The sequence below is a fragment of the Pseudoalteromonas sp. J2K-J599 genome (genome assembly GCF_059295115.2).
Genome location: NZ_CM200272.1, coordinates 329,789 through 355,145 on the forward strand (window position 1 = coordinate 329,789; position 25,357 = coordinate 355,145).

Sequence of the window (25,357 nt, forward strand, 5' to 3'; positions counted from 1 at the left end):
GCGGTTATACGTAAAAGTTTAACCGCTTTTTTTGTGCCTAAAATAAGACATAGGCGATAAGTGAGTGTTAAGTGCGCAGGTTGCATAAATAGTGGCTTATATCGATTATTGTATTAGCTAAACGTCTTATTGTTTGAGGGTTAAAGCTTTGTTATCGTTCGTCGATTATTCACGGATTGAAAAGGCGGGGCGACACACAATGCGCTCTATAACTAAAATACAAAAAGAGAAACGTGCTTTATGATCATCTTTTTTATCTGCCTCACTATTTTAATACTGGGCTATAAGTTTTACAGCCCATTTGTTGAAAAACAAGCCGGTTTGGATTCAACTGCTGACACACCACAAAAACGCTTTAGCGAAGGTGTTGATTACGTAGCTATTCACCCTGTAAGAGCATTTTTAATTCAGTTTTTAAACATTGCTGGCGTAGGCCCAATATTTGGCCCGATTTTAGGTGCTTTATACGGACCCGTTGCACTAGTATGGATTGTACTTGGTAATGTTTTAGGTGGCGCTGTACACGACTTCTTCTCAGGTGTAATGAGTATAAAAGAAGACGGTAAAAGCCTACCAGAAATCGCAGGCCATTATTATAACGTCGTATTTAAAGGCTTTATGCTTGTATTTACTGCCATGCTACTGTTTTTTGTAGGTGTAGTATTTATTATGAGCCCTGCAGGTTTGCTAAGTAACCTTGATTTTTTTGAAGGTACAATACTGGCAAATAACACCTTTTGGGTACTTGCTATTTTAGCGTATTACTTTTTAGCGACCTTGCTACCAATTGATAAAATTATCACTAAGTTTTACCCAATTTTTGGTGCGCTAATGATTGTAATGACGGTGGCAATTGCTATTTCATTACTTATTAATGCGCCGCACTTACCGGTACCAAGTGACTTTTTAGCTTACTTTGAAGCTGACCACGCACATGACTTTTTAGAGCCAAACCCAGATGGATTACCAACATGGCCACTGTTATTTATAACAATTACCTGTGGTGCTATTAGTGGTTTTCACTCTACTCAAGCGCCTATTATTGCGCGTTGTTTAACTAACGAAAAATACGTACGTCCAGTTTATTACGGCGCTATGATGTGTGAAGGTATTGTAGGTTGTGTATGGGCACTTGCTGGTATTGCAGCGTTCCCAGATGGTTACGCGGGCTTAAAAGCATTGCTTGACCAAGGTGGTCCAGGCTTAGTTGTTAACCATGTAGCTAACAGTTACTTAGGCGTATTTGGCGGTATAATGGCAATTATTGCAGTAGCCGTATTCCCAATTACTTCTGGTGATACAGCGTTCCGCTCACTACGTTTAACTGTTGTTGATGCGTTTAATATTCCACAAAGTTTACGTAATCGCTTATTAGTGGCGGTGCCTATACTTGCTATAGCGTACTTTATGACGAAGCTCGATTTCTCATTAATTTGGCGCTACTTTGCATTTTCAAACATGCTGCTTTCTACAAGCGTATTATGGCTTGCTACTAAGTACTTGTTTGACCGTGGTACATTCCATTGGATTGCCAGTGTTCCTGCTGTTATAGCAACAGCGGTAACGGTTTCTTATATTGGCACTGCAGCAATTGGTCTTAACTTATCAAGCGATTTAGGTAAACCTATTGGCGCTGTAGTAACAGTGATTGGCTTAATTGTTTTAGCAATTGTGCATTCTAAGCATAAAGTTAAACCAACAGCGGTTTAATAATAATCACATAAGTTATTTCAAGCATTAAAAAGCGAGCTATTGATAATCAATAGCTCGCTTTTTTTGTGTACTAAATTTAGGTATTACTGAGTTGCAAGTTCAAAGTAACTATTATCGTCGAGCGTTTTGCTTATCATCATAGCGCCCTCAAGCAGGCTTACTGTTTGAATAGCTGCTTGAGCGGGGTTAGGCTCACCATTAGCTAAGTGTGCAGCGCTAAGCCATGTTAGGTTTTGATTAAAAAAGCGCTTTACTTCAAGGCGTACTTTATCTGGAAGGCTATCGCTTTCGGCTCCTAGCAACCCGCATAAACACATTTTTTTATCGGTTACTAATGCACGTCTAAAAAGCTGAGTGTACACATCAATAGGATTTTTACCGCTTGCTTTAAGTTCGTTTGGCTCGCCTAACGCTGCTAAAAAAGAATTAGTATATTGATGAGCAAGCTCTGCACCTAAATCGGCCTTAGTCGGAAAGTGATAGTGCACACTGGCGCTTTTAATGCCGACTTCGCAGGCTAGCTCTCTAAAACTAAAATTACTGTACCCGCCAAGTCGCACCTTGTTTTCAGCGGCTTTTAATAAAGCTTCTTTTTTACTCATTTTTAATATTTCCTATCTGGAGTAATACCAGTTTTATTAAAAACATGATCATTGTATCGCATTAAATAACACACTAACTGCGTTAAAAATTATTCATACAGAACAACTGCATGTCATGATTTTCGCCTTGTTATTGCGCTATTTTCTTAGCGTAATAATGGATCACTTATTTAATGCAAATGGTACAGCAAAATTATCGACCAGTAGGTAGTTATTTACAAGCGTTTTTACTATTAAGCAACCCCCTAATTTTATTATGAATTAAGTTAAATCCCATAAATCAGAAAAATTTAAACGTTGACTTAAATTTAGTTTAACATTATAAATTACCTATCAGTAGGTAGTTTTGCCGTTAATTCACTTCTAAACAATAAAGATAGAGATTGCTATGAAAATTTATGATGTAGAAAACTTTCCAAATCCACTTCGTGTTCGTATCGCTTTAGCTGAAAAAAATGCCACTTCAAATGTTGAGTTTGTACCTGTTGATTTATTAAATGGTGAACACAGAACAAAAGCCTTTTTAGCTAAAAACCCATTAGCAGGTGTGCCAGTATTAGAGCTAGATGACGGCACGTTTATATCAGAAAGTACCGCTATTACTGAGTATATTGATACCGCATTTGAAGGCCCATCTTTAATGGGTGAAACCGCAAAAGAGCGTGCAGTAATTAACATGATGCAAAAGCGTGCAGAATCTATGGTGCTTGACGCTGTGGCAACTTACTTTCATCATGCAACTGATGGCTTAGGACCTGAGCTTGAAACATATCAAAATGTGGCTTGGGGTGAAAAACAAGGCGAAAAAGCGCGCCATGGGTTTAGCTATTTTAATGATGTACTAGCGCAATCGGCGTTTGTTGGCGGCGAGCAGTTTAGTATTGCTGATATTACATTGTATGCTGGGCTGGTATTTGCTGGATTTGCACAAATAGCAATCCCGAATGAGTTAACCCCTTTAGTTGCATGGCAAGAAAAAGTAGCAAAACGCCCAAGTGTTGCGGCTTAATTAGGTTATTAGTTTAAAATTTGAGTGAAGTTACGCTTAGGAGCCAAATATGAAAATAGCTGCCGATTTTAGTAAACGAGTTGTGGTACATAGCGAATCCCTCCCGTGGGTTGCATCGCCGATGGCGGGCGTTGATAGGCGAGCGTTCGATAGAGTGGGCGACGAAGTTGCTCGCGCAACGACCATTGTTCGTTATGCACCTGACAGTGAGTTTTCGCCGCATGTACATACAGGCGGTGAAGAGTTTGTTGTGCTTGAAGGGGTATTTCAAGATGAGCATGGTGACTTTGCGGCAGGTTCTTATATCCGTAATCCACCGCAATCAAAGCATAAGCCGGGGTCTGAAAATGGCTGCGTTATATTTGTAAAGTTATGGCAGTTTCAACCAGATGACCGAACGCACGTGCGTTTGCAAACAAACTTGATGCAAAGTACGGTGCATCCTAGTTTTAAAAATGTTGCCGTAACCCCTTTATACAAAGACGACTTTGAAGAGGTAAGCTTGTTGCACTTTAAGGCCAACGCCTGCATGGTTATAAGCGCAAAAGGCGGAGCTGAGCTGCTAGTACTTGAAGGCTCATTTGATGAGCAAGCCGATACCCTTGTAAAAAACAGTTGGTTAAGAGTGCCTGTTAATAGCTCCGTTAACGTTAAAGCGGGAAGTAATGGTGCAAAAGTATGGCTCAAAACGGGTCATTTAACTGATGTAGAAAACCAGATATCTCGCGTACAAAATGCGTAATTGAGTCGTTTATTTGAGATTATTTATTAATTTAGTTCAAGACTATTTATTGATTTAGTTCAGGACTAATTAATTTTAGAAGGTGTACTTTTACCACTCAGCCTATTTAAGGAGAGCAGTAATGGTACACACAACACATGGTTTATCTATTGGTCTTGAACGAGCAGGAAGAGAGTTTTTTTTAAAACTTAAAGCCGTTGGTACGCTTACTCACGACGACTACAAAATAATTACCCCAATGATAAACTCAGCTCTTGGCGAAGTTAAGCACCCAGTGGTGAATGCATTAATAGACGGTAGTGAACTTGAAGGTTGGGAGCTACGCGCAGCCTGGGATGACTTAAAGTTAGGTGTTAAACACTCTAAAGAATTTAAAAAAGTAGCTATATACGGTAATAAAGAGTGGCAAGCTCGAATGGCAAAAATAGGTAACTGGTTTATATCGGGTGAGGTTCAATACTTTGAAAATGCTACCGCTGCCATAGATTGGTTAGACGAATAATAAATCTCTTCTTTCAAAAAATAGCGCTTACAAAGCGCTATTTCAACTCTCAAATAAAGGACTTATAGCGAACGTTTAATAGTTTTCGCTTATTGTTAAGTATCAATCTTATCAAAATACGTTACTAAGCTATCAATAAATGAACGAAGTGCAAGTGACTGATGTTTCCTGGAGCGGTAAATACCGTATATGCTCAAAGTTTGTGGTTTAAGGTGTGGTAGTAAATGTATTAACTTTCCATTATTTATATATTTCTGCGCAGCAAACTTAGGTTGTAGAGTTATTCCTTGATTATTAAGAGCAGCTTTTAACAGTAAGCTCGAATCATTAGCACTGAAGTTACCAGCAATCGCTACAGATACGGGTTTTTCAGGGTGTGAAAAATGCCACATACTTTTTTCAAATCGTGAATAGTTTAAACAGTTATGGCGACTCAAGTCATCCGTAGTTATAGGCTTAGAGTTTTTTTCTAAATATTCTGGGCTTGCACATAATACTGAATGGCATTTCCCAAGTGGGCGAGCAATTATATTAGGATCTAAGTCATTGGTAATTCTAATTGCTAAATCTATTCGCTCTTCTACCAAATTTGTAACGTGATTACTAATTTGTACATCAATACTGACTTCGGGGTGAGCGTGTAAGAATTGTTGCAACATATCTGGTAGTACATCATGTGCTAAAAAAGGCGAGCACGACAACCTAATTTGCCCGTTTAATTTGTTATTACTTTCTATCGGCGCACTAATATTTTGGGCGATGGCAATGAGCTCTCGGCTATGATTAAGTACTTTTTCACCCTCTGACGTGAGTGTTATTTTTCTTGTTGACCGATGGAGTAGTTGGGTATTTGCCCATTTTTCCATTTGATTCAAATACCGTGTAACCATAGATCTAGACATATCTAAAGCACGGGCAGCACCGGCTAGACTTTTCTGCTCTACAATTTTTATAAATACATCAGCTGCAATAATTCTATCCATTCACTTTGCCTATATGTTCGATTTATGCAACAGATAGTTGCATTCTGCCTAGTTTTTAATTCTTAAATTGCAACATACAATAGCCTCATCTTAACGAAATAACAAACAGGCTACTGAGAATGAAAAAAGTTAAACACGTATTAGCAGCAACAGCTTTATTAGCAAGCACATTAATGCAACCGGTATTAGCGCAAAGTGAATTAGTTGTTGATGTATATAACCCACAAGACAAAAGTATTTTTGCTGTCTCATCAAGCATTATAAGTGGTGATAACGAAGTGTTATTAGTGGATGCCCAATTTCAGCGTGATGATGCACAAGCATTGGTTGAAAAAATAAAAGCGAGCGGTAAAACATTAACAACTGTTTATATTAGTCACAGCGACCCTGATTTTTACTTTGGTTTAGATGTAATTAAAGCTGCTTTTCCAAAAGCAAAGTTATTAGCGACTAAATCAACAGTAGAGAATATTAAACGCTCAATGCAAGGAAAGTTAAATTATTGGGGGCCTATTTTAAAGAGCAATGCACCTAAAGAACTTATTTTGCCAGAAGTAATGCTATCAAATAGCCTAACTATAGATGGGAAAGAAATTATTATTAAAAATTTACAGCATGATCCAAAGCATACTTACCTTTGGATCCCTTCTATAAAAACAGTGCTGGGTGGGGTTGTAGTATTTGATCAAATGCATGTGTGGTTGGCCGATTCGAGCACTGCTGCAGAGCGTCAAACTTGGCAGTCAACATTAGATAACATCGAGAATTTAAAACCTCAGACTGTTATTCCAGGTCACTTTTTACAGGGCAGTAAACAAGACCTTTCTGGTGTGTCATTCATGAAAGGGTACTTAAATAAAGCGGATAGCGCTGCAAAAAATGCAAAAAACTCAACTGAATTTGTAGAGATCATGACTCAAGCTTACCCTGATTTAGGTGCAAGAAGCATTTTAGAGTTGGGCTCAAAAGTGGTTATGGGTGAGATGCAATGGCACTAAGTGCCCTTGCGTTAAGCAATTATTTAGATAGGAAATATTAATGAAAAACGTAACGTTACATATAATTGTTGACCCTTTATGTGGTTGGACTTACGGCAGCGTGCCCTTGATCACCGCTGCTGAAAATATTGATGGTTTAATTGTAAAAGTACACAGTGGAGGTATGCTAACAGGTGATAATGTCAAACCTGTGACTCCTGCATGGCGTGAATTTGCACTTAAAAACGACAGTGTCATAGCGAAGAAAACCGGTCAGGTATTTGGTAGTAACTATACTGATGGGCTTTTAAAAACCAACGATATTATACTCAACTCGGCTCCGGCTATTACCGCTATATTGGCAGCGCAAAAGCTTGGTATATCAGGTGGGGAAATGCTTAATAGTATTCAACATGCTTATTATGCCCAGGGTAAAAACATTATGCAGCTGCATGTACTGACTGATATTGCATTGGAGCTGGGTTTAAACAAGGCCTTATTTGAAACCCACTTTAATGCGCTAGAAGGCGATGCAACAGATCAACATATAGCACAAAGCCGTGGCTTATTGCACAATATTCATGGGCAAGGTTTTCCTAGTGCAGCATTTGAATTTGACACAGGTAAGTGGCAAAAAGCCGATATAGCCCATTATTATGGAAAAACTGAGCAGTGGGTTACCTACTTACAGCGATCAGTTGGGCTAGTATAGTGTGATGAAATTTCTAAATAATAAAGCTGTTTATATTACAGCTTTATTGAGCTTCCTTTTTATAGTGCAAGGGTGTGCAAAAATGAGCAACATAGACATAATTAAAAGTACGTATGAAGGCAAAACATCACAAGAGAATGGGCAAAATTTAGTTGCTCATGCAAGTGATACTATTACTTGGAAAGAGGCTGACGGTTTTGCTTATGCTGGTACATACCATGGTATGAATGACATTACTGAACATGTTTTTCAAAAGCTTGCAAGCGAGTGGTATAACTACACGTTTACGCCACAAAACTACTTATCCCAAGATGATACTGTTGTAGTGTATGGCACTTACTCTGGTACTTATATTAAAACGGGTAAAAAAATGCAAGCTAGGGTCGCGCATATTTGGCAGCTTAAAAATAAAAAAATAACGCACTTTGAACAAATAGTGGATAGTAAAATGGTATTTGATGCTATGCAGTAACAACGCGTTACTGCATATATTTGAACTTAAAAAACATTAGGTCTATTAAAGTACATCAGCCAGCACAGGTAATGCCGGAAATGCCCCTTTAGCTAAACACGCTTTAGAGCCACATTTAAGAGCAAAGTTCAGAGCGCCTTTTACGCTCGCTTTATCATTTAGTTTATCTGCTAGTGGTAAATCACTTCCTAAGTTATTTAAGTAGTATAAAACCCCCGCTATAAATGCATCACCTGCGCTTGTTGTATCTACGGCGTTTATTTTTGGTGCCGATTCGTTAAGTGTAAATGCGCTGTGGTAAACCGTGGCAGGCTCTGGTCCATCGGTTAAAAACACCAGTTTAACTCCGGTATTTAATAGCATTTGAATGTAATCATCGCTCGTTGTGTCGCTATGCTGGGCTAAAAAATTAAGTTCATCACGCGAGAGTTTTACTATGTCACAATAGGTGTAACAGGCTTTTACATTGCTTGCTATATCGTTTGTGTTTTCCCACAAGCTGTAGCGTAAATTTACATCAAAACTGACGAGCTTATTATTCGCTTTTGCAAGTTCTAGCGCTTTAACCGTTGTGTTGGCAATTGCTGATTCGGTTAATGTGTTTGAACAAAAGTGTAGTGTGCTTATTTCTTGCCAATTTATATGCACTAAATGCGCCTGGGTTAATAGTACATCGGCTGTATTATGGCGATAAAAGCCAAAACTACGCTCGCCGGTTTCATCAAGGCTTACTATAACCATGGCGGTTTGTGAGCCTGCAATGGTAAATAAATAGTCTGTATTTACATTGTATTGCGCTAATGCATTACTTAATTGATTGGCAAAATGATCGTCCCCTTTACCACCACAAAATGCAGCCTCTGCGCCGAGTTTTGCGTAGCCAACAGCTACATTGGCAGGCGCGCCACCTGGTATAGGTAAATAGGCTGAGTTATTAGCATCTTGTGGCAGCATATCAATTAATAGCTCGCCTAAGCACAGGAGTTTAGTCATTTGGAATATCCTAAAAAGCCTAGCAAGGCTAGGCTAAAAAACGTGAAGGGTGTTATTTATTCATACTTTAAAAGGCGCTACAGTGACTACTCACCGCAGCGCAATACACACATTTAGTTAAAAGCGTATTTTAAAGTTACCGACGTTGTGCGGCCGTTAATAGTACGGGCACGAATAATGTTATTTTCAGGTACTGAACCTTCTTCTGCTTCTGTAATACCTACTGTATCGAAGAGGTTATTCACATTAAGCGCAATATTAAGGTTTTCAGATAAGTCATAGCTTACAAAGCCATTTACCTGTGTGTAGCCGTCAAATTGTAGATCGTTATTATCTTGAGCGTATGCATCGGTAGTACCAATGAAACTTACCCCTGCAGCGCCTTTTTCATAGTTGTAACGTGCCATTAATGAGTAAATTAAATCGGCTTGACGACGTGGCGTATTACCTACAACATCTGGGTTAAGCGCATCTTTTGCTATTTCTGCATCGGTCCAGGTTAAATTACCGCGAAAATCCCATGCATCAATAAAGTAAGTAGATTCTATTTCAATCCCTTTTGCTTCGTATTCACGGTCAAAAAACGTTTGTGATGTTGCTTCAAAATTTTGCTCTTCAGTTTCGGCAAAAAACGCAGTAGCAAACACTGATAATGAATCAAAGCGCTTTTTAACACCAAACTCAAACTGGTTTACTTCATCAACAGCGTCTTCTTTTGCAACAGAGCCGTCGGCGCGTACTTTACCAAATAAAAGACGGTCAGCATTTGCACGCCCACCTTTACTAATACGTGCAAACGTAGCAAGGCTTGGATCAATTTGATAATTAGCACCAATTGAATAAGAAGAATAGTTCCAGTCGTAGTTTACTGGACTTGCGTTTGCTGTATCAATTCCAGCAACGTTTTGTTCCGAGATTGATATTTCACCATCGCGGTTCATATCTACAGTTGATGTTACGGCACCTGCGTAGTTACCGCGAGCTTCGCCACTGTCGTAACGGGCACTTGCATCAATGCTTACGTCACCCAATTTAGTAGAGAATGCAACGTATGGTGCACGGGTGTCGTACTCTGTGTCGTAATCACGTTGGCAACAGTTTCCCCAGTAAGGTGTGCCATATGCATATAAACCATTTTCTGAAAATTCAGTACCGTCAGCTGCAGTAACATTTAATAATGCTGCATTGTCGCCTTTAAGCTCCATAAGGTATGAATTCCATAACCATGACATAGCAATGTTTTGTGTTGACGCGTAATAACCAAAGGTAATGCTGGTGTCATCATCAAACGATTTAGTTAGTTTAAAGTCGTTAACTAATGAATCGAAGTCGTTCATTGTTACGTCAAACGTATGAATTCTCATAGCGAGGTCGTCGTTAAATGCAGCTCCCGTGTTTGCGTTACTGAGTGTTGCGCCTACACCACCAATGCTCTGTGCAATAGATGATGCGCTGCCAACCTCAGCAGGAATAAGCGAGTTAAAGTTGCCGCTTATTGATGATTTACGAAAACGGTTTTCGATACGCCAATCGTTATCTAAATCAAATACAGCTTCAAACCCAACAGAGTCAACTTTTGGATTCATACCATCGCGAATATCGCCGCTGCTGATTTGGTTTTCACCATTTAAACGCACTGTTTTAGTAAATAATGCTGAGTGAGGTGTGTCTGATTGCGCATCAAAGCCAGCAATAGAGTCACCATTTGAGTACATTGGCATAGGAAGGTAGCCAACACTCTTATCGTCTAAGTGTTTGTAATAAAGGCGAACGTAACCGTTGTCGAAATCTTTAGTAAGATTAGCTTTTATTTGGCCACCTTTATTAGACGTGTAACCTGTTTCGCGCGGGCCTTCGCCTTGTCGAACAAAGCCACCAACATGAAAACGCACGCTATCGGTTAAGTAAGTGCCGTATTCAAAGTCTGTACGAACGCTGTCGTAATCTAAGCCAAGTGTTGTAGATACACTGCCAGATTCGTTTTCGCCATTTTTAGAGATAAAGTTAATAATGCCACCAGGTGCATTACTTGCTGCAGTAGATGCTGAGCCACCACGAATCGATTCGATAGTTTGCACAGTGTTATCTAATCGCATAAAAATATCTGAATTACCAAAAGCGATATCACCGTATTGCAGTACAGGTAAACCATCTTCTTGTAATTGTAAAAATTTTGCACCGCCCGAAGCAACTGGCAGGCCACGAACAGCAATATTTGCATTGCCTTCGCCACCTGTAGATTCTGCACGAATACCAGGGATGATTCTAAAAGCCTCGGCTGTTGAGCGAGGAGTAGACACTTGAACTTGTTCAAGTGATACGCTGCTAACTGAAACGCTTGAAGCCATGATTGTTGTTCGGCGTGGTACGCCGGTTACAACTATTGTTTCAAGACCTTTGTTTTGTGATGCTTCAGGTGTTGCTTGGTCTGTTTCTTGTGCGTTAACGCCTTGACTTACGGCAAGTGCTAAAGCGCTGATTAAATATAAAGGTGTATTGTGTGTAGTCATGTGAACGCCTCGTTGTGTTGAACCCAGTAGGATTTGTTATTTCCACTTAATCGATTAAGTAAAAATAACAAATATTTTACAATAAGCAAATTATTTTGTGTTTAATTTGCTCTTTTATTATTCATATATTGATTTTAAAAGTATTTTTTATTGTATTGAGATACAAATTTATTAAGCTGTTGGGTTATTTTCTTGTAAAGCACTCATTGATGGGTCGCGCAAATAATTGAACAACATAGCTACAAATAAAATCACGGCAAACCCTGTTGCTAAGTAAAAGCCATAGCGCACATGGCCAAAGTAATCGCTGATCATACCCATAAATAAAGGAGCTAAAGCAGCCGATAATGCGGTAAAAAATAATATAACGCCGGCTACGGCTCCATGGCGCTCAGCAGGAAAACACGATATACCTTTAGAGTTTAAAGTTGGATAAACCATAGACATAAATAAACCTGAAAGAGGTAGTAACCCTACAGCCCAGTCAACGCCACCAATAAGTGTACCCACATAACAAAGCGCAATACCTAAGCTTAAATAAGCCATAACACCTTGCCAGCTATAACGATTTAGTAACCATACGGCAATAAAACGACCTGCAGCACGTAGTATAAAAAATATAGTAAGTGCATAAGTGGCAAGGAGTGGCCAAGAGCCTGTGTAGTCCTTTAATAGCGTTGGCATCCATACATAAATAGCCACTTCAGTCGCTACATAAAGTGCAATAGCTAAAGAAAAACCAAGTGCATAAGGGTTTTTTACCATTTTCATGGTGGTGGCCAAAGAGGCTGGCTTTTCTGTTGTTTTAACTACGTCAGGGTAGTCTGCGCGCCATGCTAATAAAGCAAGGATTAAACACATTACGCCCGCAGTAATATACAGGTATGTCCAACTAACGTTTTGCACTAATAAAACACCAACTAGGGCAGGGCCTACAATAGCGCCAATGCCAAAAAAGCCCTCAACCTTGTTCATGGTTTTAGTATGGTCGTCGTTACTATGTGAAATATCGCCAAGCAATGCCAGCGCGCCGGTTTTAAATAAACCAATGGCCAGGCCTATGCAGCAAAGCAATACTAAAAAGAAGGTAAAGCTGGTGCTAAATGCAAATAAAAAACAACTCGCAGAAAATATTAATAGACCTAGCATAATGGTTTTTTTACGGCCAAGGCTGTCAGCTAAAAAGCCTAAAAATAATCCACTAAAGGCAATGAGTGCCATAGGAGCGTAATGAAATGCACTAGCTTGAGTCATGCTCAAACCGAAATCTTTTATAAGTTCGGGAATTATCATGCCGACTGCGTCAGAGGTCATGGCAAACATAAAAAACATCATGTATGTAAGCCAGCGTATTTGTTGCAGTGGGTCGCTGCTTACGTGTGTGTGTGATTTTATCATGTGTTTATTCCTCGTTAAATTCTCTATTAATACTTCGTAAGTCAGTCAGTTGCTTACTGTAGTATTACGTGAGACACGAAATTTGTATGTAAAATTATTAAAAATTACTTGTAAATTCTTACTCGCTAGTTAAAGATATATCTTAATCGATTAAGTTTCAACATGGTAATCACACAATGATGAAGAATAAAGTTCAATTGATCACATATGCTGATCGAATCACTGGCCAAAATATAGGCGCGCTAACCACACTTTTAAACGGCCCTTTAAAAGGCGTATTTGGTGGTGTGCACTTATTGCCATTTTACAATCCTATTGATGGCAGCGATGCTGGCTTTGACCCTATTGATCATAGTGAAGTTGATTCTAGAATAGGCACTTGGGAAGACATACAAGTATTAGGTAAAGATCTCGACTTAATGGCTGATCTAATTGTTAACCATGTATCGGCGCAGTCTTTTCAGTTTCAAGATGTATTAGCTAAAGGTAAGCAATCAGAATTTTGGGATTTGTTTTTAACCAAAGATGATGTATTTCCAAATGGTATGAGCGAAGCTGAGCAAAAAGCAATTTACCGCCCACGCCCAGGTAGTTGCTTTACGCCAATGCAGTGCGGCGACGGCCAAACGTATGATTTTTGGACCACTTTTACCGATAACCAAATTGATATAAACGTAAAAGTAGAAGCCGGTGTTGCGTATTTAAATAACGTACTTACTAAATTTTCGGCTAACAATGTAAATATTATTCGTTTAGATGCGGCGGGTTACGCCATTAAGCAAGCTGGCACTAACTGCTTTATGCTTGATGAAACGTTTGGCTACCTAGATAACTTATCTAAGCAAGCAAACGATTTAGGCATGGAAACCATTGCAGAAATTCATAGCCATTATCAAACTCAGGTAGAAGTGGCAAAACGCGTAAATATGGTTTACGACTTTGCGTTACCACCGCTTATTTTACACAGCTTATTTAACAACGATGTAGATGCACTACTCAAATGGTTACAAATTTCGCCACGTAATTGCTTAACCGTACTTGATACACACGACGGTATTGGCATTATTGACGCAGGTCCAATGGGCGACAAACCAGGGCTATTAAATGCACAGCAGATTGATAACCTAGTAGAAACTATGCACGCTAACAGCAACAACCAAAGCCGCCAAGCTACGGGCGCTGCGGCGAGTAATGTCGACTTATATCAAGTTAACTGTACGTACTACAACGCATTAGGCGCTAAAGACTTTGATTACTTACTGTCGCGTGCAATTCAATTTTTTGCACCAGGTGTACCACAAGTATATTACGGCGGCTTATTTGCTTGCGAAAACGACATGGAGTTACTGACAAATACAAATGTAGGCCGTGATATTAACCGCCCATATTTAGATGCAAATATAATCGACAAGGCCTTAAATAAGCCTGTAGTAAAAGGTTTAATTGAATTAATTAAAATTCGCAATTCACACCCTGCATTTGCAGGTGAATTTAGCGCCCAAGGTGAAGGCAGTATGTGTTGTTTATCGTGGCAACTAGATGAGCAAACTATTTCACTTACTGTTGATTTTAAATTACGCCATGCACTTATTACGCAAGTAAACGGTGATGAAGAAACAACGATTAACTTAAATTCATTTTTAGCTTAATGTTAAAAGAGTAATTTACAAACGTCATGAAAAGCAAAAGCCAAGCTACTTAAGCTTGGCTTTTTAACACATAAAACTATTACAAGGTTTGTAAGCTAACTACTCGCACCAATCTCTAATTCGTAACTGACTTCCTTAGTTTTTTCTTCTTTAGAAATAAATAATTCAGCGGCTATAACGCCTTTTTCTTGGCTGTTTTGATGAATAGTGGTGAGGCGAGGTACAAACCGGGCTGCTTCATCAATACCATCAAAGCCCACAATACGCAGTTCTTCACCTATTTTTATGCCTTGTTTTATTGCTTCTCGCATTGTGGCAAGGGCAATTAAATCACTCATACAAATAATAACGTTAGGACGAGGGGAGGCACTTAAAACCTCTTTAGCAGCAATAATTGCAAAACGCTCGCTACTTTCAGGAATGTTCCAAATGCGATCGTCAGCCACCGTAATATTTGCCTCGCTTAAAGCGCGTTGATATCCGCGTAAACGTTGATGCGAAATAGATTGTCCGGTTTCAAATTCGTGATGCTCATACACGCGGCATAATACGTTTTCATCAAGTAGCCTAAGCCCTAATATAGCCACTTTATCGCTTTGATTATGCAGTACGTGTTTAGCAATTTCGTAACTTGCTTGTTCGTTATTAATATTTACAGAGGCATTGCGAGCAATATCAAAATCAATTGTCACTACATGTTTAGACACTGTTTTTAACTGCTCAACTAACGCATTATTACGAGGGCGGCCATAACAAATAAAGCCATCTACAAAGTCGACCACGTTATTAAGGTTATCGCTATTACCTGAAAACAATAAAATATTAATGCCGTTTTTTTCAAGCACCGAGGTAACACCGCGCATAAAGCTACTAGCCACAGGGTCCGACACCATGTATTCCACACTATCGGGCAACACTAAAGCAACAATATTAAATGTGCCATTACGCAATGATTGCGCGGCCTTATTAGGTCCGTAATAGCCCAAAGTTTTACACGCTGCAAGAATATCGTCTCGGCGTTTAGCCGATAGCTGATCAGGGCGATTAAACGCATTAGATACTGTCGCGTTAGAAACACCTAACTCTTTAGCAATACTTTTTAGGGTCCAGCGGGTTTGCTTACTCATACCAATTCTTTACTCAATACTCATGTTAATAAACTAACATATTCAGGGCGTTAGCAAAGTAAAAAAATAAGATTTTAGGGCTAATGTCGACACTCTTTAGGCGCAATGCCAAACGTTTGTTTAAATAAACGACTAAAGTGGCTCGCGCTATTAAATCCAACATCAAAGCAAACTTTACTAATTGCATGGCCTTGTAGCAATTGAGTACGCGCTTTTTTAAGTCTTAATTGTTGCTGCCAAAGGGCTGGGCTAGTGCCAAATGCAAGTTTAAACTGCTGATAAAACTTACTGCGGCTCATGCAGGCTATTTTGCATAAGGTATTTATGTCGAGCGTTTCACTTAAGTGTTCTTCAATATAAAGCAGGGCATCGCTGACTTTTGTTTTAAGGCGTGGCTTATCGCAGCTAGCCAGCAATAGCTCGCGGCTTTGTTGTTGTAATAAACGGGTGATCAATTCGTTTAACGACAAATCAATCAAGTAATGTCGCTGTGCGCCTTGCTCGCTAAATAAATGCACCATGCGCTCTAATAATTGCTGCGTTTGAATATTATGTTGGGTATGCACTAACTGAGGTACATATTCAAATAAGCCATCGTGTGCAAAGTTTTGCTGCATGTTAAGTGCATTCGCCACGCTAGTTATTTTGTCGGTGCTAATTTCAATAGCTAAACAAGTAGTTGGGGCGTGCATTGATGCCTGTGGAAAATCAATTAAAACACCTTGCTCTGGCGCTAATACAAACGACTCGTGTGGTAAAAATGCTTTATGGTATTGGCTGCTTTCTACGTGCATTACCTTTTTGCCGCTAAGCATGGCGCAAAACAGCAGCTCGTTTGAGTGCAGTGCCACCTTTTGCGCGCTTTGATATGTGTCGTAAATACTCAATTCACTATTATCTGCCGCAAATGTCACTTTATTTTCTATTAAAACATCAAGTTGCTGGCGTTTTTTGTTTAACTGAGATGTGTGCATATCAATCCTTTAGTTTTTTATTAGTGTGGACCCACAGACAACTTTTGTGGACAGCTAATCAAGTTTTTAGGTGCTCGTTAGGCTAATGTCAAACAACACTGATTAAATATAAAGCATTTTGTTTTATATAAATGTTCGACCTTTAGCTAACAACAATAAAGAGAGCACACACATGATATATGCAAATCCAGGCAGCGACGGCGCACTCGTAAACTTTAAACAACAATACGGAAACTACATTGGCGGAGAGTGGGTAAAGCCTGTAAATGGCCAATATTTTGATAATATAAGCCCAGTAAACGGTAAGGTATTTTGCCAAATACCGCGTTCAGACAAAGACGACATAGAGCTGGCTCTCGACAAAGCGCATGCAGTGCGAGAGCAGTGGGGCACAACATCGGTGACCGACCGAAGTAACATACTGCTAAAAATAGCCGACCGAATTGAGCAAAACCTAGAGTTACTAGCTGTTGCCGAAACATGGGATAACGGTAAAGCAATTCGTGAAACACTCGCTGCAGATATTCCGCTAGCGGCAGATCACTTTCGCTACTTTGCAGGATGCCTACGATCGCAAGACGGCACTATAGGTGAAATAGACGCAACCACCGTTGCGTATCATTTTCACGAGCCACTAGGTGTTGTTGGGCAAATTATTCCGTGGAACTTCCCTATTTTAATGGCCGCCTGGAAACTCGCACCAGCACTTGCTGCAGGTAACTGCGTAATTTTAAAACCGGCTGAGCAAACACCAGCTTCTATTTTAGTTTTAATGGAGATAATTGGCGATTTACTCCCTGCAGGCGTATTAAATATAGTAAACGGCTTCGGTAAAGAAGCAGGCGAAGCACTGGCCACAAGCAAACGCATCGCTAAAATTGCATTTACAGGTTCAACGCCTGTGGGCTCACATATTTTGAAATGCGCTGCTGAAAATATTATTCCTTCAACGGTCGAGCTCGGTGGTAAATCACCTAATATATTTTTTAATGATGTAATGGAAAAAGACGACGCGTTTTTATCCAAAGCAATAGAAGGCGCCGTGCTTGCTTACTTTAACCAAGGCGAGGTGTGTACGTGCCCATCAAGGCTGTTTATTCAAGAAGATATTTACGAGCAGTTTATTGAACGAATACTCGAGCGTACCCAAAAAATTAAGCGCGGTAACCCGCTCGATAGTGAAACAATGGTGGGCGCACAAGCTTCAAAAGCACAATTTGATAAAATACTGAGCTACATTGAAATAGGCAAAAAAGAAGGTGCAGAGGTACTTACAGGTGGCAATGTAGAGCAGCTAAGTGACGATTTAAATGGTGGTTATTACATACAGCCTACGTTATTAAAGGGCACGAACGATATGCGTGTGTTCCAAGAAGAGATTTTTGGCCCTGTTATTTCAATGTCGACCTTTAAAGATGAAGCCGAAGCACTCGAACTTGCCAACAGCTCTGAGTTTGGTTTAGGTGCAGGGGTGTGGAGTAGAAACATGAATCGTGCTTACACCATGGGACGTAAAATTGAAGCTGGTCGAGTGTGGACAAACTGTTACCACATGTACCCAGCACATGCTGCATTTGGTGGTTATAAAAAATCAGGAATAGGGCGAGAAACACACAAACTAGCACTTGATCACTACCAACAAACTAAAAACCTATTAGTGAGCTACAGCGAAGATCCGCTCGGCTTCTTTTAATAAAACAGTTCAAACTTGTACACAACAACTATTAAGTGATGAGGGCGCTGCATATTTGTAGCGCTTTTTTATTTAGAGTGTTTTTATTTTAAAGTGCTTTTATTTCACAGTGCTCACAACACTACTTTAAGCTTGTTGTAATACAGAATTACAATATCAGCCGCATTCAAAACGTTAAAACCTAAGCGCATCAAATAACTCATTACCTGCGTTTAAAAAACGATTTTATGATATTAACTTTTTATAAAAAGCTGCTCTAAAAATGTGCAGTGATTTATGCATTGTCGGATATTACTGATCTCCTCCATTTAGGTGTATTACAGCATTAACGGAGATTTCTTTGTAGTTAACTAGTTGTTTACAGTTGGTTATTTGCTAGCTAAGATAAATGCATTGTAATATAGGGACATTTGTCGGTTTATAAAACGACAAATGTCGTAGACAAAATTGTTAGGTATTCAGGATGAAGTATTTTATTTCCGGCAAAGTTCTTCCAGAAAGAGCAGCTGTTCAGTTTAGTGAAATAGCAATGGACATGAAGCAACACGGGTATTTAAAAATTACCTGTGATGCTGGTCAGTTAAATGCAATATTCGATACTCCAATTAAAGATATAGTTAGTGCTAAATTAACCGTAGAGCATAATGCGCAAATGATAGTTAGCGCTTTGGGTTTCTCTTTAAACTGCGGTTACTCTGTAGAAATTATCAATGTATTTGGGTCTGACGAACAAGATCAGGCGGTTGTGTTTGGCGTTAAAGCGGACACAAAAAACGAATTTGAACAAACAAAAGTATTTAATGATTCCCTACATTTTTCTGTTAAAAACGTCTATTTTAGGATGGCTTTAAGAGATTATATGAGAGCAATCACTGACACTATGGATTGTGCTTTTTATTGTTACCGAGCGCTTGAAGCAATAACTAAGTCGTATAATACAGGACAAGGTTCCCAAGGCTGGTTAGATTTGCACAAAGATCTTGGTACTAATCGTGAAGATGTGGACACTAAGATTACTAACTTTGCCAGTCCAGTGAGACATGGTCGTTGGGCAGAAGTAAAAAGTACAACCAGCAAAGAACGGATGGAAATGCTGTCTTACACGCAAAGTGTTCTCTTGAAGTTTTTGGCAAAGAATATCTAACAAACGCATTAACACTCGCTGCGCTCGCAAGGGACAAAAACACGTAGGCTCCCTGCGCTTCGCTTGGTATTGTAGCCTACGTATTTTTGCCCGTTATGCGGGTGTTAAGTTGCTCATGAAATTTATACTCATAATTCTAGCTTTGTTATCAATTCAAACTGAAGCTAAAACAGTTACGATAGGGCCGCCTGATGGGTATACATTCTTCGGGTCTTACGAGGCTGAGTCTGAACTTGAGAGAAAAGCGTACATTGCTACTTTATCTTTTTTAAAAGAAAAAGGTGATGAAGCATATGACTATTATTTAGAGAAAAGTGGATTAAACATAAAATCTGGTTTATTTGAGTTTAAATTAAAGCATCGTTCTACATTTCGTAATAGTAAATCGGTAATGGATCAATCTTATAAAAATGGTGTAATTCATTATGACTTTTCTACAAATAAAATCGTGAAATTTGTTAGGAGAAAAGCAACTTAACAAGGCATTTAAACGGAACTAAAACAGTGGGTTACGTTCCGCTTCGCTACACAGTATTAGTCCGCTTAATGCGGCGTTATATTTAAAGGATAGTATGGACGCTGAATTACAGAAAAAAGTCGATATAGTTGTAGGTTTAAGCCGGCTTGCGGGTGGAACTCTAATAATCATTGGAAGCATATTAGTTTTCATTTTTGTTCAAGCAGCATTAGATCCAAATGCCGTAATTGAAATAAACGGTGTACCAACTAAAGATGAAGGTTCTAAAATAATTGCCGCCATTTTTACTGGAATATTTCCAATTATTGGTATGTTTTTATCTTTCGCACCTAGCAAGCACCATGATAAATGGGTTGCCAAAATAATAACTAGGCTATCTTAAATTTAAATATAACAACACGCCCTGAGGTGGACAGCAAGCGCTAAAGCTCACTTTCCACCGCAAATTTTAACAGCGGTGATCCCTTACTTTTCAATGCGGTTAAGTAAGTTGATTCATCGTAGGGCGTATGTGTTTTCCAGCACCTAAACAGTATTCGTATCCACTTAAATGCTAATGTTCTGATGATGCTATTATGGGGTTTTCCTTTACTTCTTGCTGCCAACTATCGTGGCTAAGTAACGATGCTTTAGCGCAAAATGAATAACGCACAGATTATTACTTTGTAAAGACGCTCAATTGTTCTTCAAGCCAAAGCATAAATGCACTTACGCGCTTGGGTAGGTGGTGTCTATTTGGGTACAAAATATTGATTGGTAGGTCGGGCATCGCGTATTGAGGCAAAACTTGGACAAGTTCGCCAGATTCCAAATGTTTACTAATACCATGAATAGGGGTTTGAATAAGTCCAAAGCCATTTAGTGCGGCGCTTAAATATGCCTCTGAGGAGTTAACAGTAAGCTGGCTTTTCATCGTTATTGATTGCAATTGATTATTGCTATCTAAATATTCGAAACCCGGATCAGGGATACCAAGTGTTTGACTGTAGCGAACAATGTAATGATTTTTTAAATCGTTAAGAGTTTTAGGTAAACCATGATTTTTTACATAATAACGGCTTACGCAATTTAAAACTTTAAAGCTACCCAAACGTCGTGCAATTAACGATGAGTCGGTAAGTTCGCCCACTCTTACTACGCAATCAAATCCTTCTTTAATGACATCTACTCGTCTATCGGAGCTGCCAAGTTCTATTTCAAGATTTGGGTGCATTTTTAAAAACGAACTTAAGTTTGGAATTATGGTATCTCGACTAACAGCTTGTGGCATATCTACACGTATTCGGCCTGTTAAACCTTTATCTTCACTTACAAATAAATTTTTTAAATCGTCAGCGTCGCTGATAATTCCCAGTGCACGTTGATAAAATAGCTCACCGTCTGAAGTCATATTTACAGTGCGTGTAGTACGGTGTAATAAACGCGTATTTAATGTACTTTCGAGCATGGTTACTGCTTGCGATACACTTGATTTAGGAAGATTTAAGCTTGTTGCTGCTTTAGAAAAACTACTGAGTTGCGCTACTTTAATAAAAATACGTATTGCGTTTAGGTCTTTCATAATACCGTTTATTGTTCGTTTATTTTGAACAGTGTAACTCTTTTCAGCCTGTTTATCTTTGTTGCTTGAAAAAATATACTGGCTTGGAGGTTATTTAACTCCCCGCTTTTATTTTCAACAGGATATAACAATGAACAAACGAATTGCAGTGATCACCGGTGGTAATCGTGGGCTTGGTAAAAGCACGGTGCTTTGCCTTGCAAAGCAAAGTATCGATTGCATTTTTACTTACCGTAGTCATGAAAAAGAAGCAAAAGAGGTTGTAAAGCAAGTACAGGATCTAGGCTCTAAAGCGGTTGCATTGCAATTAGATGTAAGTGATATGCTCGGCTTTGAGGATTTTGCACAGCAACTACAAAATGTCCTGCAGACTCATTGGCAACAAAGTGAGTTTGATTACTTAATTAATAATGCAGGGGTGGGGCTTACTAGCAGTTTTGCAGACACAAGTGAATCAACTTTTGATACGTTGATAAATATTAACTTAAGGGGAGTATTTTTTGTTACCCAAACATTGTTACCCTTTATAAAAAACGGTGGTCGTATTATTAATTTATCAAGTGGTTTAACGCGTTTTTCATTACCAGGTCATATTACTTATGCAATGACCAAAGGTGCAATAGAAGTAATGACAAGGTATTTAGCTCAAGAACTTGCACCTAAAAATATTACGGTAAATGTTGTAGCCCCTGGTGCAATTGAAACCGACTTTGGTAATGGTGTCGTTCGTGATAACGATGAAGTAAATGCGTTTATTACATCACAAACGGCAATGGGCAGAGTTGGTGTAACAGACGATATAGGGCCTATGATTGCTAACTTATTAGCGGACGAAAACCGTTGGATGACAGGTCAACGGCTTGAGGTATCGGGCGGTATGTATATATAATCATACCAACCGGCATGAATCTTTGAGCAATTTAGTGAATTAAATTGCACTATAACGTCGCTGAAATTTTTATTTAGAACAACTAGGTACAAAAATTTTTGTCTAGTTCTAGCGTAATTTTCTTAACGTTAAGTAGTCCCTATATATAAACAGATTGGTACCATTTATTAAAAATTATAACTTGAGACAATAAAAAAACCGCTCAGTGAGCGGTTTTTTGCATTTTTTACTAAAGGAAATTTAGTTAGAACGTGTAACGAGCACCAATTGAGTAACGAGGACCGTATTGATTAGCAAATAAGAACTGCTCTTCGTAACGTCCGTAACCTTCTTCGGTTGCATTGTTTAAATTTATGCCATCAAAAAATACCGTTACGTTTTCGTTTACATCGTAGTTAACGCTCATATCCCATTGGCCGTAGGCTTTAGCATATTGCGGTGGCGCATCGGCTGAGCCTTGTGCTTGGCCAACACCAATTAGGTATGAGTCGCGCCATGCGTAAGTAATTTTAACTGATAGGCCGTCTTTTTCGTAAAAGCCTTGGAAGTTAGCTGAGTCACTTAAGCCTGTAAGCGGTGCTTGTTGATCAAGGCTTTCGCTATCAAATTCAACGTCGCCATCTACAAACGTTGCGTTAACACCAACACCAAAACCGGTTTCACCAATTAAGTGCTGAACAGCTACTTCAAAACCATCTACCGATTTACTGTCGGTGTTTTGTGGTTGGCTAATATTCCATGTAATTAGCGGATCGTCGCTGTTTGGTTCAATAACGCCATTTGCATTGCCGTAACCGCTGGCAATCATTTGTGCAAAAATAGCGTCGGTTGTTGCTTGCTCACCACGTGATTCAATATCGCTTACGGCTTGTAAGTAACGAGGGCCGTTTAAAATATCGTGCAAGCCATCAATAGTAGTTTGCGTAATGGTGGTTTGAATAAAGTTATCAACGTCTTTTTTAAAGTAACCAACAGATGCGTAGCTGCCTTCTGCGTAGTAATACTCAAGTGATAAATCAAGGTTTGTTGATTCAAACGGCAATAAGTTTGTATTACCTTGGCTACCTGTGCGAGAACCTGGTTTTGGGCTGCCTGTTAAGCTGCGGCCACCGGCTAAATTACCTAGTGGTGCACGCGACATTGTTTTACCCCAAGATACGCGGGCTACTACGTCTTCAGTTAAATCAACACTTACGTCGATTGAAGGCAGTAAAACATCGTAATCACCTTGTTGCTCTAAGAAGTTATCATCGCCGCCAGCAGCGTATTGCATGATCCACTCAGAAGCGCTGATCCAATTAACTTGATCTTCAACGCGTTGACGTACAGTACTGGTTACGTCTGTTTGCTCATAGCGTAGGCCTGCATTTACTTTTACGTAGTAGTTACTTACGTCAAATTCCCAGCTTGATTGAACGTAAAAGCTATTAGTGATTTCTTCTACGTAGCTTTCGCTGTCAATACCATCCATATATGCATTTGCGGCGTATGCATCGCCACCGGTTACATCAGCTGTTAAGTAAGCAATTTGGCGCGCAACAGCTTCGTCAAAATCGTAGGTATAGTAGTAACCAGGTTGTAAGTCGCTGCCGCCGCCTTCAAATTGATCTAAAAGACCCGATGTATCGTGGCGAGTGAACATGCTATCTGGGAATATTTCTGTATACGATGGGTTAAAGCCTGGACCACCTACTAAACCACTCCACGCGGTGTAACCACCGGTGTTTTGCTCAGTACGTGATGCACCAAATTTAACCTTAACTAAACCAATGTCATAACTTTCGTTATACCATGTTGTATGTAGCTGTAATTGTTCAATGTTTGACTCACCCGGTGAGTGAGTAAACTGACTAAAGTTTGAATCAATTTCGCCAGGCGTTAATTCACTTGTGCCATTTAACCAATTAACTTGTGCACTGGGTACTTCGCCCGTGCGGTAATCATAAATTTTATTAGCTAGCTGATCAGAACCTAAAATTACTTGGCCGGCACTTCCCAGCCCATTGTCGGCGCCGTTATCAGTTTCGTTTTTAGAGTCGTGGTAATCAAGCTCTACGTGCCACGTGTCACTAATTTCCCAATCTAGGTTTAAACCAAGTGAGCGTGCTTTTACTTCTGTAGTGCCTTTATTAGCAGTGAATGACGCATCGTTACCGCTAATATCAGCATAAACAGCTGTACCATTTTCATCTAGTTCGTAGCCATTTATATTGCTACCAAAGTCGTTCCAAATACCCCAACCAATACTCTGTGAACCTGTAACTGCTTTACTTGCTGTGTAATCAAGTGTTGCTACAAAGCCATCTACCGGTGCATATTGAAAGGTAACTTGTCCGTTTGTACGTTCACGTTCTACATCTTCAATAGAGTAGTTCATGTCTTTAGGGAAGTAGTAGTTACCTGCAGGGTCTGTGCGGTTATCAACTACGTTGCTGCTATCTAATTCAGGTAAGTCTACGTTTGCCTGCCAGCCTTGAATATTGGCACTTTGTTTTTGAAAGTCACGCTCTTGGTGCGAAAATGAAAAACCAAAACCAAAAGTGTCATCTACAAAAGTATTGCTGTAAACAGTAGAAAACTCTGGTGTTACGTCATCGCCAGCTTCGTTTGACGAGTCGTGATTTGCTTTAACGGTAGCTGAAAAGTTTTGACCCGGCTTTTGAAAAGGGCGCGCGGTAGAAATATTTACCGTTGCACCTAAGCCACCGCTTGGCACGTCTGCACGTGCTGTTTTAAACACTTCAAGGGCACTTACTCCCTCAGAGGCGATGTTTTCAAGGTTATACGAGCGTGTATAACCTGTGCCCGGCATTTGGCGGCCATTTAAGGTTATTAAGTTAAACTCAGGGCCAAAACCACGTACTGTAATTTGGCTACCTTCACCGTTTGCACGGCTCACCGATACGCCGGTAATACGTTGTAATGATTCTGCTAAGTTGGTATCTGGGAATTTACCCATTTCTTCAGATGAAATGGCATCTACAATACCAGAAGAGTCGCGTTTCATATCCATAGAACGAATAAGTGAACCACGGATACCTTTTACTTCAATAACTTCTACATCAGATGAAACGCTTGTTTCTGCTTCTGCCGCAATAGCTGTGTTTAATGTGCTCGCAGCAATGATGAGAGACACAGAAGCGGCAAGTTGGCTCTTTTTAAAATTGAATGTGTTCATAATAGCTCTGCTTTATAAAATGTTGTTGTGTAGCAATAGGCGCTAAGCGCC

22 protein-coding genes and 1 pseudogene are annotated in these 25,357 nt (G+C 39.5%); 13 read left to right on the forward strand and 10 right to left on the reverse strand.

Going from position 1 to position 25,357, the window contains the following annotated elements; genetic code table 11:
- Nucleotides 1–240 precede the first annotated feature (240 nt).
- Nucleotides 241–1,710 carry a carbon starvation CstA family protein gene (locus AC5NT5_RS18305; RefSeq protein WP_004334688.1) on the forward strand — a complete coding sequence of 490 codons (1,470 nt, stop codon included), beginning with the start codon at nucleotides 241–243 and terminating at the stop codon, nucleotides 1,708–1,710.
- A gap of 86 nt (nucleotides 1,711–1,796) precedes the next feature.
- Here the strand turns inward: AC5NT5_RS18305 and AC5NT5_RS18310 are convergent, their stop codons facing one another.
- Nucleotides 1,797–2,315 (reverse strand): TetR/AcrR family transcriptional regulator, encoded by a 519-nt coding sequence (locus AC5NT5_RS18310; protein ID WP_494513724.1) that lies wholly within the window; start codon nucleotides 2,313–2,315, stop codon nucleotides 1,797–1,799.
- 388 nt (nucleotides 2,316–2,703) lie between these two features.
- Here AC5NT5_RS18310 and AC5NT5_RS18315 point away from each other — a divergent pair, with 388 nt between their 5' ends.
- From AC5NT5_RS18315 to AC5NT5_RS18325, 3 genes are all read left to right on the forward strand, one after another.
- Nucleotides 2,704–3,324 (forward strand): glutathione S-transferase family protein, encoded by a 621-nt coding sequence (locus tag AC5NT5_RS18315; RefSeq protein ID WP_494513725.1) that lies wholly within the window; start codon nucleotides 2,704–2,706, stop codon nucleotides 3,322–3,324.
- Between the two features lie 49 nt (nucleotides 3,325–3,373).
- On the forward strand, nucleotides 3,374–4,066 hold the full coding sequence (locus tag AC5NT5_RS18320) for a cupin domain-containing protein (RefSeq protein WP_494513726.1): 693 nt from the start codon (nucleotides 3,374–3,376) through the stop codon (nucleotides 4,064–4,066).
- A gap of 121 nt (nucleotides 4,067–4,187) precedes the next feature.
- Nucleotides 4,188–4,568, forward strand: coding sequence for a SpoIIAA family protein (locus AC5NT5_RS18325; protein ID WP_002960091.1), 381 nt, complete (start codon nucleotides 4,188–4,190; stop codon nucleotides 4,566–4,568).
- A 95-nt stretch (nucleotides 4,569–4,663) separates the two neighbouring features.
- On the opposite strand, the gene AC5NT5_RS18330 is transcribed toward AC5NT5_RS18325, so the two are convergent.
- The gene (locus AC5NT5_RS18330) at nucleotides 4,664–5,551 is read right to left on the reverse strand and encodes a LysR family transcriptional regulator (protein WP_182681515.1); all 888 of its coding nucleotides are present in this window, start codon (nucleotides 5,549–5,551) and stop codon (nucleotides 4,664–4,666) included.
- A gap of 119 nt (nucleotides 5,552–5,670) precedes the next feature.
- On the opposite strand from AC5NT5_RS18330, the gene AC5NT5_RS18335 reads away from it, so the two are divergent.
- The 3 genes from AC5NT5_RS18335 to AC5NT5_RS18345 all read left to right on the forward strand — a co-directional run bounded on the left by AC5NT5_RS18335 (nucleotide 5,671) and on the right by AC5NT5_RS18345 (nucleotide 7,712).
- A complete protein-coding gene (locus tag AC5NT5_RS18335; RefSeq protein ID WP_494513727.1) occupies nucleotides 5,671–6,549 on the forward strand; it encodes an MBL fold metallo-hydrolase in 879 nt (292 codons plus the stop codon).
- Between the two features lie 40 nt (nucleotides 6,550–6,589).
- Nucleotides 6,590–7,240, forward strand: coding sequence for a DsbA family protein (locus tag AC5NT5_RS18340; RefSeq protein WP_182681516.1), 651 nt, complete (start codon nucleotides 6,590–6,592; stop codon nucleotides 7,238–7,240).
- 82 nt (nucleotides 7,241–7,322) lie between these two features.
- Nucleotides 7,323–7,712: a nuclear transport factor 2 family protein gene (locus AC5NT5_RS18345; protein ID WP_182681517.1), complete on the forward strand. Its 390-nt coding sequence runs from the start codon at nucleotides 7,323–7,325 to the stop codon at nucleotides 7,710–7,712.
- A gap of 45 nt (nucleotides 7,713–7,757) precedes the next feature.
- Here AC5NT5_RS18345 and AC5NT5_RS18350 read toward each other — a convergent pair whose 3' ends face one another.
- The 3 genes from AC5NT5_RS18350 to AC5NT5_RS18360 all read right to left on the reverse strand — a co-directional run bounded on the left by AC5NT5_RS18350 (nucleotide 7,758) and on the right by AC5NT5_RS18360 (nucleotide 12,613).
- A complete protein-coding gene (locus AC5NT5_RS18350; protein WP_494513728.1) occupies nucleotides 7,758–8,705 on the reverse strand; it encodes a carbohydrate kinase family protein in 948 nt (315 codons plus the stop codon).
- 113 nt (nucleotides 8,706–8,818) lie between these two features.
- The gene (locus AC5NT5_RS18355) at nucleotides 8,819–11,215 is read right to left on the reverse strand and encodes a TonB-dependent siderophore receptor (protein WP_494513729.1); all 2,397 of its coding nucleotides are present in this window, start codon (nucleotides 11,213–11,215) and stop codon (nucleotides 8,819–8,821) included.
- A 171-nt stretch (nucleotides 11,216–11,386) separates the two neighbouring features.
- On the reverse strand, nucleotides 11,387–12,613 hold the full coding sequence (locus AC5NT5_RS18360; protein WP_182673692.1) for an MFS transporter: 1,227 nt from the start codon (nucleotides 12,611–12,613) through the stop codon (nucleotides 11,387–11,389).
- Nucleotides 12,614–12,789: 176 nt separating this feature from the next.
- Here AC5NT5_RS18360 and gtfA point away from each other — a divergent pair, with 176 nt between their 5' ends.
- Nucleotides 12,790–14,262: a sucrose phosphorylase gene (gtfA, locus tag AC5NT5_RS18365; protein WP_182673691.1), complete on the forward strand. Its 1,473-nt coding sequence runs from the start codon at nucleotides 12,790–12,792 to the stop codon at nucleotides 14,260–14,262.
- A gap of 95 nt (nucleotides 14,263–14,357) precedes the next feature.
- Here the strand turns inward: gtfA and AC5NT5_RS18370 are convergent, their stop codons facing one another.
- On the reverse strand, nucleotides 14,358–15,389 hold the full coding sequence (locus AC5NT5_RS18370) for a LacI family DNA-binding transcriptional regulator (RefSeq protein ID WP_182672865.1): 1,032 nt from the start codon (nucleotides 15,387–15,389) through the stop codon (nucleotides 14,358–14,360).
- Nucleotides 15,390–15,469: 80 nt separating this feature from the next.
- Nucleotides 15,470–16,363: an AraC family transcriptional regulator gene (locus AC5NT5_RS18375; RefSeq protein ID WP_182672866.1), complete on the reverse strand. Its 894-nt coding sequence runs from the start codon at nucleotides 16,361–16,363 to the stop codon at nucleotides 15,470–15,472.
- A gap of 172 nt (nucleotides 16,364–16,535) precedes the next feature.
- Here AC5NT5_RS18375 and exaC point away from each other — a divergent pair, with 172 nt between their 5' ends.
- The 4 genes from exaC to AC5NT5_RS18395 all read left to right on the forward strand — a co-directional run bounded on the left by exaC (nucleotide 16,536) and on the right by AC5NT5_RS18395 (nucleotide 20,060).
- The gene (gene exaC, locus AC5NT5_RS18380; protein ID WP_149593193.1) at nucleotides 16,536–18,056 is read left to right on the forward strand and encodes an acetaldehyde dehydrogenase ExaC; all 1,521 of its coding nucleotides are present in this window, start codon (nucleotides 16,536–16,538) and stop codon (nucleotides 18,054–18,056) included.
- 463 nt (nucleotides 18,057–18,519) lie between these two features.
- Nucleotides 18,520–19,200, forward strand: coding sequence for a DUF8168 domain-containing protein (locus AC5NT5_RS18385; RefSeq protein WP_182672867.1), 681 nt, complete (start codon nucleotides 18,520–18,522; stop codon nucleotides 19,198–19,200).
- 115 nt (nucleotides 19,201–19,315) lie between these two features.
- Nucleotides 19,316–19,678, forward strand: coding sequence for a hypothetical protein (locus tag AC5NT5_RS18390; protein ID WP_182672868.1), 363 nt, complete (start codon nucleotides 19,316–19,318; stop codon nucleotides 19,676–19,678).
- Nucleotides 19,679–19,772: 94 nt separating this feature from the next.
- Nucleotides 19,773–20,060 (forward strand): hypothetical protein, encoded by a 288-nt coding sequence (locus AC5NT5_RS18395; RefSeq protein WP_494513730.1) that lies wholly within the window; start codon nucleotides 19,773–19,775, stop codon nucleotides 20,058–20,060.
- 40 nt (nucleotides 20,061–20,100) lie between these two features.
- On the opposite strand, the pseudogene AC5NT5_RS18400 reads toward AC5NT5_RS18395, so the two are convergent.
- Together AC5NT5_RS18400 and AC5NT5_RS18405 are read right to left on the reverse strand one after the other, a co-directional pair.
- Nucleotides 20,101–20,274, reverse strand: a pseudogene (locus AC5NT5_RS18400) (IS110 family transposase); the annotation flags it as partial.
- Between the two features lie 62 nt (nucleotides 20,275–20,336).
- A complete protein-coding gene (locus AC5NT5_RS18405; RefSeq protein WP_494513731.1) occupies nucleotides 20,337–21,239 on the reverse strand; it encodes a LysR family transcriptional regulator in 903 nt (300 codons plus the stop codon).
- Between the two features lie 130 nt (nucleotides 21,240–21,369).
- Between AC5NT5_RS18405 and AC5NT5_RS18410 the strand changes: the two genes are divergently transcribed.
- Complete coding sequence (locus tag AC5NT5_RS18410) at nucleotides 21,370–22,128, forward strand: SDR family NAD(P)-dependent oxidoreductase (protein ID WP_369620122.1); 759 nt, start codon at nucleotides 21,370–21,372, stop codon at nucleotides 22,126–22,128.
- A gap of 244 nt (nucleotides 22,129–22,372) precedes the next feature.
- Here the strand turns inward: AC5NT5_RS18410 and AC5NT5_RS18415 are convergent, their stop codons facing one another.
- Complete coding sequence (locus tag AC5NT5_RS18415) at nucleotides 22,373–25,306, reverse strand: TonB-dependent receptor (RefSeq protein ID WP_494513732.1); 2,934 nt, start codon at nucleotides 25,304–25,306, stop codon at nucleotides 22,373–22,375.
- Nucleotides 25,307–25,357: the final 51 nt, after the last annotated feature.

Bases quoted from the DNA above. Each gene is read 5' to 3' on its own strand.
- gtfA (WP_182673691.1), top strand. From the start codon at position 12,790: ATGATGAAGAATAAAGTTCAATTGATCACATATGCTGATCGAATCACT.
- AC5NT5_RS18310 (WP_494513724.1), bottom strand. From the start codon at position 2,315: ATGAGTAAAAAAGAAGCTTTATTAAAAGCCGCTGAAAACAAGGTGCGA.
- AC5NT5_RS18390 (WP_182672868.1), top strand. From the start codon at position 19,316: ATGAAATTTATACTCATAATTCTAGCTTTGTTATCAATTCAAACTGAA.
- AC5NT5_RS18305 (WP_004334688.1), top strand. From the start codon at position 241: ATGATCATCTTTTTTATCTGCCTCACTATTTTAATACTGGGCTATAAG.
- AC5NT5_RS18355 (WP_494513729.1), bottom strand. From the start codon at position 11,215: ATGACTACACACAATACACCTTTATATTTAATCAGCGCTTTAGCACTT.
- AC5NT5_RS18415 (WP_494513732.1), bottom strand. From the start codon at position 25,306: ATGAACACATTCAATTTTAAAAAGAGCCAACTTGCCGCTTCTGTGTCT.
- AC5NT5_RS18370 (WP_182672865.1), bottom strand. From the start codon at position 15,389: ATGAGTAAGCAAACCCGCTGGACCCTAAAAAGTATTGCTAAAGAGTTA.
- AC5NT5_RS18320 (WP_494513726.1), top strand. From the start codon at position 3,374: ATGAAAATAGCTGCCGATTTTAGTAAACGAGTTGTGGTACATAGCGAA.
- AC5NT5_RS18330 (WP_182681515.1), bottom strand. From the start codon at position 5,551: ATGGATAGAATTATTGCAGCTGATGTATTTATAAAAATTGTAGAGCAG.
- AC5NT5_RS18405 (WP_494513731.1), bottom strand. From the start codon at position 21,239: ATGAAAGACCTAAACGCAATACGTATTTTTATTAAAGTAGCGCAACTC.
- AC5NT5_RS18385 (WP_182672867.1), top strand. From the start codon at position 18,520: ATGAAGTATTTTATTTCCGGCAAAGTTCTTCCAGAAAGAGCAGCTGTT.
- AC5NT5_RS18395 (WP_494513730.1), top strand. From the start codon at position 19,773: ATGGACGCTGAATTACAGAAAAAAGTCGATATAGTTGTAGGTTTAAGC.
- AC5NT5_RS18345 (WP_182681517.1), top strand. From the start codon at position 7,323: ATGAGCAACATAGACATAATTAAAAGTACGTATGAAGGCAAAACATCA.
- AC5NT5_RS18410 (WP_369620122.1), top strand. From the start codon at position 21,370: ATGAACAAACGAATTGCAGTGATCACCGGTGGTAATCGTGGGCTTGGT.
- AC5NT5_RS18315 (WP_494513725.1), top strand. From the start codon at position 2,704: ATGAAAATTTATGATGTAGAAAACTTTCCAAATCCACTTCGTGTTCGT.
- AC5NT5_RS18350 (WP_494513728.1), bottom strand. From the start codon at position 8,705: ATGACTAAACTCCTGTGCTTAGGCGAGCTATTAATTGATATGCTGCCA.
- AC5NT5_RS18375 (WP_182672866.1), bottom strand. From the start codon at position 16,363: ATGCACACATCTCAGTTAAACAAAAAACGCCAGCAACTTGATGTTTTA.
- AC5NT5_RS18360 (WP_182673692.1), bottom strand. From the start codon at position 12,613: ATGATAAAATCACACACACACGTAAGCAGCGACCCACTGCAACAAATA.
- AC5NT5_RS18335 (WP_494513727.1), top strand. From the start codon at position 5,671: ATGAAAAAAGTTAAACACGTATTAGCAGCAACAGCTTTATTAGCAAGC.
- AC5NT5_RS18325 (WP_002960091.1), top strand. From the start codon at position 4,188: ATGGTACACACAACACATGGTTTATCTATTGGTCTTGAACGAGCAGGA.
- exaC (WP_149593193.1), top strand. From the start codon at position 16,536: ATGATATATGCAAATCCAGGCAGCGACGGCGCACTCGTAAACTTTAAA.
- AC5NT5_RS18340 (WP_182681516.1), top strand. From the start codon at position 6,590: ATGAAAAACGTAACGTTACATATAATTGTTGACCCTTTATGTGGTTGG.